At 66.1% G+C, this 9,648-nt stretch carries 7 protein-coding genes and 1 pseudogene; 4 read left to right on the top strand and 4 right to left on the bottom strand.

The features are described 5' to 3' along the window. A partial coding sequence (locus H8B02_RS24330; protein WP_229168609.1) for a GntR family transcriptional regulator occupies positions 1 to 433 on the top strand: 433 nt, incomplete at its 5' end. A 174-nt stretch (positions 434 to 607) separates the two neighbouring features. On the opposite strand, the gene atzF is transcribed toward H8B02_RS24330, so the two are convergent. Both atzF and H8B02_RS24320 read right to left on the bottom strand, forming a co-directional pair. Further along, positions 608 to 2,395, bottom strand: a complete 1,788-nt coding sequence (gene atzF, locus H8B02_RS24325) for an allophanate hydrolase (protein WP_446471714.1) — start codon at positions 2,393 to 2,395, stop codon at positions 608 to 610. Between the two features lie 237 nt (positions 2,396 to 2,632). Next, entirely contained in the window at positions 2,633 to 3,163 is a 531-nt protein-coding gene (locus H8B02_RS24320) for a MarR family winged helix-turn-helix transcriptional regulator (RefSeq protein WP_229168607.1), read from the bottom strand. Between the two features lie 156 nt (positions 3,164 to 3,319). Between H8B02_RS24320 and H8B02_RS24315 the strand changes: the two are divergent. Continuing rightward, positions 3,320 to 5,180: pseudogene (locus tag H8B02_RS24315) on the top strand (feruloyl-CoA synthase). Positions 5,181 to 5,615: 435 nt separating this feature from the next. Here H8B02_RS24315 and H8B02_RS24310 read toward each other — a convergent pair. Continuing rightward, entirely contained in the window at positions 5,616 to 6,140 is a 525-nt protein-coding gene (locus H8B02_RS24310; RefSeq protein ID WP_029082941.1) for a MarR family winged helix-turn-helix transcriptional regulator, read from the bottom strand. Positions 6,141 to 6,222: 82 nt separating this feature from the next. Here H8B02_RS24310 and H8B02_RS24305 point away from each other — a divergent pair, with 82 nt between their 5' ends. After that, positions 6,223 to 7,425, top strand: coding sequence for a cytochrome P450 (locus H8B02_RS24305; RefSeq protein WP_229168606.1), 1,203 nt, complete (start codon positions 6,223 to 6,225; stop codon positions 7,423 to 7,425). A gap of 102 nt (positions 7,426 to 7,527) precedes the next feature. Further along, positions 7,528 to 8,706: an ABC transporter substrate-binding protein gene (locus H8B02_RS24300; RefSeq protein WP_229168612.1), complete on the top strand. Its 1,179-nt coding sequence runs from the start codon at positions 7,528 to 7,530 to the stop codon at positions 8,704 to 8,706. A 160-nt stretch (positions 8,707 to 8,866) separates the two neighbouring features. Here the strand turns inward: H8B02_RS24300 and H8B02_RS24295 are convergent, their stop codons facing one another. After that, positions 8,867 to 9,532 (bottom strand): cysteine hydrolase family protein, encoded by a 666-nt coding sequence (locus H8B02_RS24295; protein ID WP_229168605.1) that lies wholly within the window; start codon positions 9,530 to 9,532, stop codon positions 8,867 to 8,869. Positions 9,533 to 9,648 lie beyond the last annotated feature (116 nt).

Here is a 9,648-nt window from a genome sequence, read left to right as displayed (position 1 = left end):
CTCGCTCGAGCGGCTCACCGGCATGTTCGAGGCGATGGCTGAGCTGGAGGCGATGTGCGCCGGCCTTGCCGCCGAGCGGATGACAGCGGCGGAGCGCCACGCGCTGGAGGCGGTCCATGAGGAGCTGCGGGTGCTGAGCTACACCGGCAATCCCGAGCGCTTCCACGAGGTCAATGAGCGCTTTCACAACGCGATCTACGCCGGATCGCAGAACGCCTATATCGCCGAGATCACCCTGGCGACGCGGGTGCGCGTGCAGCCGTTCCGCCGCGCCCAATTCCGCAACCTCGGGCGGCTGGCAAAATCCCACGCCGAGCACGATCGCGTCGTCGTCGCCATCATGCGCGGCGACAAGATCGGCGCGGCCGCCGCGATGCGCGCCCATATCGAGCAGGTGCGCGGAGAATACGAGACCTACGCGGTGTCGGTGTAGGTCTCGCGCAGCTATCGTCATTCCGGGGCGCCGCAAAGCGGCGAGCCCGGAATCCATCGATCCGCATCTGACGTAGATGATTGATTGCAGGGTTCTTCCTGCAATCGTCGCTGCGGCGAAATGGATTCCGGGTTCGCGCCAAGGCGCGCCCCGGAATGACGACGGAAGTGACTGCTACGCCTTCGTCCTCTCCGCCATGAACGCCCGCCAGCCGCCATAGGCCGAGATATCTTTCGCGCCGTTGATCGCGGCCGGCTCGACGATAAAGCCTTTGGCCTGCCGTCCGTCGGCGAGCCGGAGCGTGCCGATCGCCATCGGCGGCGGGATCGCAGCGACGAATTTTCCGAACGCGGCCGGCGACATCGCCCACAGTTCGAGCTTGATCGCATGACCAGCACCCGCCTCGATGCGCAGCATGCCGGGCTTCGGTGGCGTGGTGTCGAGCGCGTAGAGCTTGTAGTCCGCTGCGGTGACCGTCTCTTCCAACAGGCGCGCATCGAGCGTGGTCAGTTCGTGATTCAGCGCCATGCCGGAGAGATGCGCGCCGACCACCGCGATCGTGATCTCGTCGCCGCCGGCCTGCGCCGGGACTGCGGCCAGCGGCGGCTGCGGCACCGTCTTGGCGCCGAGCGCCAGTCCGGTGTCGGCGTGGAACACACGGCCGATGCCGGCAAGCGCGGCGTCGTGGCCGGCCGGAGCGAGCAGCGTAATGCCGAACGGCGCGCCGTCGGGCCGCATCGCCGCCGGCAGCGCCAGGCCGCAGAGATCGAGCAGATTGACGAAATTGGTGTAGGTGCCGAGCCGCGAGTTGAGCTCGATCGGGTTGGCCAGCACGTCAGTGGTGGAATAGACCGTCGGCGCCGTCGGCAGCACGATCGCATCGCACTGCGCGAAGGTGCGCGCGGCAACGCGACGCAGCGCCTGGAGGCGATAGAGCGCGGAGAACGTATCGGCCGCGGTGGGCCGCGCGCCGCCGATCGTGATCTCGCGCGTCACCGGATGAATCGCGTCCGGCGACGACGCCAAGAGGTCGCGGATCACGAGATAGCGCTCGGCGACCCATGGGCCTTCATAGAGCAACCGCGCGGTCTCGTAGAACGGCTCGAGGTCGAATTCGACGAGTTCGGCGCCGAGCGCCTGCCAGCGCTTACAGGCTTCTCCATAGGCTTTATCGGCCTCGCGATCGCCGAAGAAGATCAATTGACCGCTCTTGGGAATGCCGAGTTTGAGCTTGGCCGGAAACGCCGCGAGCGGTGACAGCGGCCGGTCGCGCGAGAACGGATCGGCTTCATCCGGCCCGGCCATCACGGCAAGCGCGGCCAATGCGTCGTCGACGGTGAGCGCGAACACCGAGATGCAGTCGAGCGTACGGCAGGCCGGCACCAGCCCCGCGTTCGAGATCAGCCCGAGACTCGGCTTGAGTCCGACGATGTTGTTGAGCATCGCCGGCACGCGGCCGCTGCCCGCGGTGTCGGTGCCGAGCGACAGCGGCACGAGGCCCGCGGAGACCGCGACCGCGGAGCCCGAGCTCGATCCACCCGGGGCGAGATCATCGCGCACCGGATTTTTGGGAATACCGTAGGGCGAGCGCACGCCGACGAGGCCCGTGGCGAACTGGTCGAGATTGGTCTTGCCGATGATGATGGCGCCGGCCGCGCGCAGCCTGGCGACTGCCGTAGCGTCATGCGCCGGCACGTAGGAGAACGCCGGGCAGGCGGCCGTAGTCGGCAGCCCCTTGACGTCGATATTGTCCTTCACCGCGACCGGCACGCCGTAGAGCGGCAGCATCGGGTCTGCGAGCCGCGCAGCCTCGGCGAGCGCCTCCTTCTCGTCGCGCAGGCTGATGAAGATGGCGGGATCATTGTGCTCGCGGATGCGCTGGTAGCTGCGCGCCACGGTTTGTGCCGGCGTCATGGTCCCGGCGCGGTGTGCGGCAACGATCGCGGCGACAGTTTCAGTCACGTGGTTGGCCTCGTCTCTGGCGCGGTGAGGCATCGGATGCCCGCCGCGAGGGAATTACAGCCTGATCGAAGCAAGCAATGTGCCATTGTGTACAATTTGCCTGCGCCTGCGGCGCGACAGATTATTGCACAATATCAGTTGCTTGCAATGATCGCTGGGAGTTGAAGCGAGCTCGCTTGAGAGTGCGTCTGCTCAATTTTAAGGCAAGCGTGACCAAGCCGAAATCCGATCGGTCGATCAGGTGAAGCTGGCGAGGATCTGCAGCAGTTGCTCGCGGTTTTCCTTGCCGATCTTCTCGGCGACATGCCGCTCGTGCTCGGCGGCGAGCCGCTTGAATTGAGCCAGCGCGGTCTTGCCGCGCCCGGTCAAATGCAGCGCGTGGGAGCGGCGGTCGGTGGCGGATTGAATCCGGCTGACGAGGGCGCGTTCCTCGAGACTGTCGAGCAGATGCACCAGCCGTGCGCGCTCGATCCCGAGCCGCTTCGCGACTGCCATCTGGCTCAAGCCTGGATTGGCCCCGATCACGGTCATGACCGAATATTGGGTCGGACGGATATCGACCGTCGCCAGCGTCTTGATGAAGTCCTGGAAGATCCAGAGCTGGAAGCGCCGCACCGCATAGCCGGCGTGGCCGACCAACGCGTCGAGGCCGATGTCGTCGCCAGTGTCACCGCTATCCGCCCGGCCATTCGCCGCGCGCGTCTCGGGGCGGCGGATTGCCGCTCCCGTTCCTGCCGCCTTGCGCGATGTCTGTTGCTTGCTCGCCATGACGGCGATGCTAGCGCGACGCCCTCGCGAGGGAAAGATTGTTGTTGACGACAACAATTGATGTCCGCAACATTATGACCCAAGAGCCCGGCCGGGACCGCGATGCCGCACCATGTTGCGGCGCGATCCCGAAAAGACGCGGGCGAGGAGGAAACCATGACGACGGCCAGCGCCAGCGGAGACGATCCGCACCGCCTGTTCGCGACGCCCGCGATCGTTGCCGTCAGCCGCGACGACGGCAGCATCCTGGTCCGCTCCACCACGCCGTTGAAGCCAAGCGCCCGCTGCGTCGGCGACTGGCTGGAGCATTGGGCGCAGCAGGCGCCGGACCGCATCTTCCTTGGCGAGCGCGCCGGCGCCGAGGCGCCCTGGAGCACCGTCAGCTACCGCGACGCGCTCGGAATCGTGCGGCGGGCCGCATCGTGGGTCCTGACGCAAGGGCTGAGCATCGAGCGGCCGCTCGTCATCCTCGCCGACAACAGCATCGACCACGCGCTGTTCGCGCTCGCCGCCCAGCATGTCGGCGTGCCCTCGGCCGCGATCTCGCCGGCCTATTCCTTGATGTCGAAGGATTTCGACAAGCTGAAGAGCATGATCGCGCTGCTCGACCCCGGCGCGATCTATGTCACAGCCACAAAGCCGTTCGCGGCGGCGCTCGCCGCGATCGCTCCGCTGCATCGGGCGACCATCGTCAGCGGCAATCCCGATGATGCCGGGGCGCTGGCGTTCCGCACTGTCGCGGCGACGCTTGAATCACCCGAGGTCGCCACGGCCTTCGCGGCGGTGACGCCGGACACGATCGCAAAGTTCCTGTTCACCTCGGGGTCGACGGGGACGCCCAAGGCCGTGATCAACACCCAGCGTATGCTGACGTCGAGCCAGCAGGCCAAGGCGCAGACCTGGACGTTCCTGGAGCAGGCCGGCGAGGAGCTGATCATCCTGGATTGGCTCCCCTGGAGCCATACCTTCGGTGCCAACCACAATTTCAACCTGGTGCTGCGCAACGGCGGCACGCTCTATATCGACGGCGGCAAGCCGGCGCCCGGTCGCAACCTCGCTCGCCAATCTGCGCAGCGTGGTGCCGACGGTCTATTTCAACGTGCCGCGCGGCTTCGACATGCTGATCACAGCGCTCCGCACCGACGAGGAGCTGCGCCGCAAGTTCTTCGAGGGCACCAAATTCGCCTTCTATGCCGGCGCGGCGCTGCCGCAGAATCTGTGGGACGCGCTGGAGGAGTTGTCGCTGCAAACGGTCGGCCGCAGGCTGCCGATGGTGTCGGCCTGGGGATCGACCGAGACCTCGCCGCTGGCGACCGATTGTCATTTCCTGGCAAAGCGCTCCGGCAATATTGGCGTGCCGATATCAGGCACCGAGCTCAAGCTCGTGCCCTCGGGCGACAAGCTCGAGGTCCGCGTGCGCGGGCCCAATGTCACGCCGGGCTATTGGAAAGCGCCCGAACTCACCCGAGAGGCCTTCGATGACGAGGGCTTTTACAAGATCGGCGACGCCGTCACCTTCGCTGATCCCGCACGGCCCGATCTCGGCCTGTTCTTCGACGGCCGCGTGGCCGAGGACTTCAAGCTCAATTCCGGCACCTGGGTCAGCGTCGGCACCCTGCGCGTCGCCGGCATCGCGGCGCTGGCGCCGCTCGCGCAGGATATCGTGGTCACAGGTCATGGCCGCGACGAGGTGCGCTTCCTGGTGTTCCCGAACCTCGCCGCCTGCCGTTCGCTCGCGGGACTGCCCGAGAGCGCCGGCGCGCAGGAGGCGATCGGCCACTCGGCGGTCCGATCCGCGATCGGGCAGGGGCTGGCACGGCTGAAGGCGCAGGGCGGCCATTCATCCGGCCATGCCACCCGCGCGCTGCTGCTCGCCGAGCCTGCCTCGGTCGACGGCGGGGAGATCACCGACAAGGGCTACATCAACCAGCGCGCCGTGCTGACGCGCCGCGCCGCAGCGGTTTCGGTCCTGGAGAACGACGGATCGGCCGAGCCGATCGCCTGCGCGGGGCCGTGACGTGATTTGTACCGGCGCGGTGTTAAGAGGACGCCACGCACACCGCCGTCGTCCCTGCGAACGAAAGCAGGGACCCATACTCCGCGGCCGACGTTGTGTATAAAAGTCGTCGTTCCGCCGGTGTGCAATAATTGGCATTGGTGGTTATGGGTCCCGGCTCGGAGGCCGGGACGACACCAAGTTTGTGGCACGTTTGGCGGGCCATTCACTTGAGCCGTCTGCACCGGTTCCTTGGGGCCTTGCTCCGCGCGGGTTCGTGTTTTTAGTTGCCATGGCAACTAAGCTGTGCGAGTTTCCGCTCCCATAGGGACAGGGCCGGTCAACGGCTACGCTTTTGGGAGGAGAATGTTGCGCAGCAGCGCGCGAGCGGCACGCATGGACAACCGGGCGAGTATTGCGGCGGCACAGGGTGCCGCCCGCGGTCCCGCCGTGCGGTCAGGTCGTGCTTTGCCCGGTCACGGCGCCGAGATTCTCGTGCAGCCGGCGCAACAGGTCGATCAGCACCTCGCGCTCGTCCTTTTTCAGGCACGACAGCAGCCGCCGCTCGCGCTCCAGCGCCGCGACGATGACCTTGTCGTGGATGGCGCGGCCGCGCGCGGTCAGGGTGATCGAATGGGTGCGGCCGTCGTCGGGCGCGGTGCGGATCGTCAGCAGGCCGCGCTTCTGCAGCGCCGCGAGGTTGCGGCTGACCGGCCCCTTGTCGAAGCCGATCACCTGGCAGATGCGGGAGGCGGGAATGCCCGGCTCGATCGCCAGTTGCGAGATGATTCGCCACTCGGTGACGTTGACGCCGAAATTCTTCTGGTAAAACGCGGTGGCGCTGTTCGACAGCTTGTTGCCGATGAAGGTGATGAACGCCGGCACGTAGCGATTGAGGTCCAGCAGCGGCCCATCGGTGGCATCTGCGGGATCGGCTGGTCTCGGCCGGCGGGGCTTTCGGGGGAGGGGCTGGCTGCTCATTTCTCAAATCATCGCTGCGAAACTGTTCGGGAGCAATAGACATGCGGCCCGTATTGACAAGATCAAACCTCGGGAGGTCCCGATGACTGCAACAGAAGGTGCGTCCGTCCCGCATCTCGACGTCGATCCGTTCGCGCTCGAGTTCTTCGCCGACCCGTTCCCGACCCATGAGCGGCTGCGCGAGGCCGGGCCGGTGGTCTATCTCGACAAGTGGAATGTCTATGGCGTGGCGCGCTACGCGGAGGTCCATGCGGTGCTGAACGATCCTGCAACGTTCTGCTCCAGCCGCGGTGTCGGCTTGAGCGACTTTTCCAGGGAGAAGCCGTGGCGGCCGCCGAGCCTGATCCTGGAGGCCGACCCGCCGGCGCATACCCGCACCCGCACTGTGCTGAGCACGGTGCTGTCGGCGACCGTGATGAAGCAGCTGCGTGGGCGATTTGCCGCCGCCGCGGAGGCCCGCGTCGATGCGCTGCTGGAGAAGCGCCGCTTCGACGCGATCGAGGACCTGGCGGAGGCCTATCCGCTGTCGATCTTCCCGGATGCGCTGGGCTTGCGGCCGGAGGGCCGCGAGCATCTGCTGCCTTACGCAAGCCTGGTTTTCAACGCCTTCGGGCCGCCGAACGAACTGCGCAAGCAGGCGATCGAGCGCTCCGCGCCGCACCAGGCCTATATTTCCGAACAGTGTCAGCGCGACAATCTCACCCCGGGCGGCATCGGCGCCTGCATCCACGCCCATGTCGATAGCGGTGCCATTACCGCGACCGAGGCGCCGCTCCTGGTGCGCTCGCTGCTATCGGCTGGTCTCGACACGACCGTCAACGGCATCGGCGCCGCCGTCTACTGCCTCGCCCGCTTCCCCGACCAGTTCCAGAAGCTGCGCGGCGATCCGACGCTGGCGCGCAACGCGTTCGAGGAAGCCGTGCGGTTCGAAAGCCCGGTCCAGACCTTCTTCCGCACCACGACCCGCGACGTCGAGCTCGGTGGGGCCAGCATCCCCGAAGGTGAGAAAGTGCTGATGTTCCTGGCTGCGGCCAATCGTGATCCGCGCCGCTGGGAAGCGCCCGATAGCTACGACATCACGCGTCGCACGTCGGGCCATGTCGGCTACGGTTCGGGCATCCATATGTGCGTCGGCCAACTCGTCGCCCGCCTCGAAGGCGAAGTGATGATGGCGGCGCTGGCGCGGCGCATTGCCAGGATCGAAATATCAGGCGAGCCGAAGCGCCTGTTCAACAACACGCTGCGCGGGCTGAGCAGGCTGCCGGTCGAGATCACACCGGCCTGACGAGAAGCTCGACACCGGCAAAGGGTCGGTTGAGCAAACACGGGAGGGGATACGATGAGGGGCTTTGGAGTTGGGCGATTTAGGATTGGACTTGTGCTGGCACTGGCTTGCGCCGCGGGCAGCGCACGCGCGGAGATTTCCGACAATGTCGTGCGGGTCGGCGTGCTCAACGATATCTCCGGCATCTTCCAGGACACCAACGGAATGGGCTCGGTGGAAGCCGCGCGGATGGCGGCGGAGGATTTCGACGGCGGCGGCAAGGGCATCAAGGTCGAGATCGTCTATGCCGATCACCAGAACAAGGCTGACGTCGGCTCCGCGATCGCGCGCAAATGGCTCGATGTCGAAGGCGTCGACGCCATCGTCGACGTGCCGAACTCGGCGGTCGGGCTCGCCGTCAACACCGTGCTACGCGATAGCCGGATGACGTTCCTGGCGTCGTCGACCGCGAGCTCCGATCTCACCGGCAAGGCCTGCTCGCCGAACACCATTCAATGGGTCAACGACGCCTGGGCGACCGGCAACACCACGGCGGCCGCGATGATGCAGCGTGGCGGCAAGGACTGGTACTTTGTGACCGTCGACTACGCGCTCGGCAAAGGCATTGAAGCCGAGGCGACGAACTACATCGAGAAGCACGGCGGCAAGGTGCTGGGATCGAGCAAGCATCCGCTCGGCACCTCGGACTTCGCGTCCTTCCTGTTGCAGGCACAGAACTCGAAAGCAAAGGTGATCGGCCTCGCGAATGCCGGCGGCGACACCATCAACGCGGTAAAGCAGGCGGCCGAGTTCGGCATCCAGGAGGGCGGCCAGACCATGGTGGCGTTCCTGCTGTTCGTGAACGACGTCCACGGCATGGGCCTGAAGGTCGCGCAGGGCCTGCAGCTGCTCGAGGCCTTCTACTGGGACATGAACGACGACACCCGCGCATTCGCGAAACGCTTCGCCGCGCGGTCCGGCATGAACGGCAAGATGCCGAGCGGCAACCAGGCCGGCGTCTATGCCTCGACGCTCGCCTATCTCAACGCCGTCGCCGCGACCGGCAGCGACGACGCCAAGGTCGTGGTGCCGCAGATGAAGACCTTCAAGGGCAAGGACAAACTGTTCGGCGAGACCACGATCCGCCAGGACGGCCGCGTCATCCACCCGATGTACCTGTTCGAGGTGAAGAAGCCGGAGGAGTCGAAATACCCCTACGACTATTACAAGCTGATCGCGACCATCCCGGCCGAGCAGGCATTCCGGCCGATCACCGATGGCGGGTGCTCACTGGTGAAGTGAGGTTGCTGCCGCCGCGGTCTCAGTTCGCCTCGCCCCGCTTGCGGGGAGAGGCCGACGCGTACAGCGCGGCGGGTGAGGGGGACTCTCCGCGAGTTGCGTTCGTGGATGTAGCCCCTCACCCCAACCCTCTCTCCGTAAGAACGGGGAGAGGGAGAAGAAACTACGCCGCCTTCGGGCTCGCCGTCGCGTCCGCCCCCTTCACCCGCCCGAGCATCTCGGCCGCCGTCATCACATGCGCGGTCGAGAATGCGAGGATCGTCAGCGTGGCGCGGTGCACTTCTTCGGCGGACAGGGCGCCCTGGCCGACATCCGGATAGTCGAACGTGCCCGTCGCATCCGACAAGAATACGACCTTGTAGCTGTGGAACATCGCGTCGCGCGCGGTGGCGTGGCAGCAGTTCTCGGTCGTCGTCCCCGAAATGATGACCGTCGTGATGCCCCATTCGCGCAGGATGAGGTCGAGATCGGTGGCGAAGAACGCGCTGTAGCGGTGCTTCTTGATGACGTGCTCGCCCGGTGCGGGCGCAAGGTCGTTGAAGATCTGGACGCCTTCGGTGCCGTCAACCAGCGACGAGCGGTCGGCGATCGGCGCATAGAGATCGTCATAGAGCCCCATGTCGCTGCCGTCGCGGCGATGCACATGCGCGGTGTAGATGACGCGGATGCCCTTGTCGCGGCAGGCTTTCAGGGTCTGCGCCAGCCGCGGCACCATGGCGGCGGCCTGCGCCGACCGCAGCTTGGCGCCCTCGGCCACGAAATCGTTCTGCATGTCGACCACGATCATGACGGTGCTGGCGGGATCGATGACGTCGCATTGGTAGCCCATGTGGTGTCTCCTCTCCTGAAGGGAGACATTTTCTACAACCGCTGCGGCAGCCGTTCTTGGCTGCGCTGGCCAGTCATTGGACTGTGCTTGCCAGAATGCAGGGGTGGACGCAGAAT

The sequence above is a fragment of the Bradyrhizobium altum genome, assembly GCF_020889705.1.
GTDB classification, from domain to species: domain Bacteria; phylum Pseudomonadota; class Alphaproteobacteria; order Rhizobiales; family Xanthobacteraceae; genus Bradyrhizobium; species Bradyrhizobium altum.
Note: the sequence above shows the minus strand (reverse complement) of the source record. Positions and strands in the feature narration are given on the sequence as shown.

Coding starts and splice junctions, on each gene's coding strand:
- H8B02_RS24305 (WP_229168606.1), top strand. CDS start 6,223: ATGACTGCAACAGAAGGTGCGTCCGTCCCGCATCTCGACGTCGATCCG.
- H8B02_RS24295 (WP_229168605.1), bottom strand. CDS start 9,532: ATGGGCTACCAATGCGACGTCATCGATCCCGCCAGCACCGTCATGATC.
- H8B02_RS24320 (WP_229168607.1), bottom strand. CDS start 3,163: ATGGCGAGCAAGCAACAGACATCGCGCAAGGCGGCAGGAACGGGAGCG.
- H8B02_RS24310 (WP_029082941.1), bottom strand. CDS start 6,140: ATGAGCAGCCAGCCCCTCCCCCGAAAGCCCCGCCGGCCGAGACCAGCC.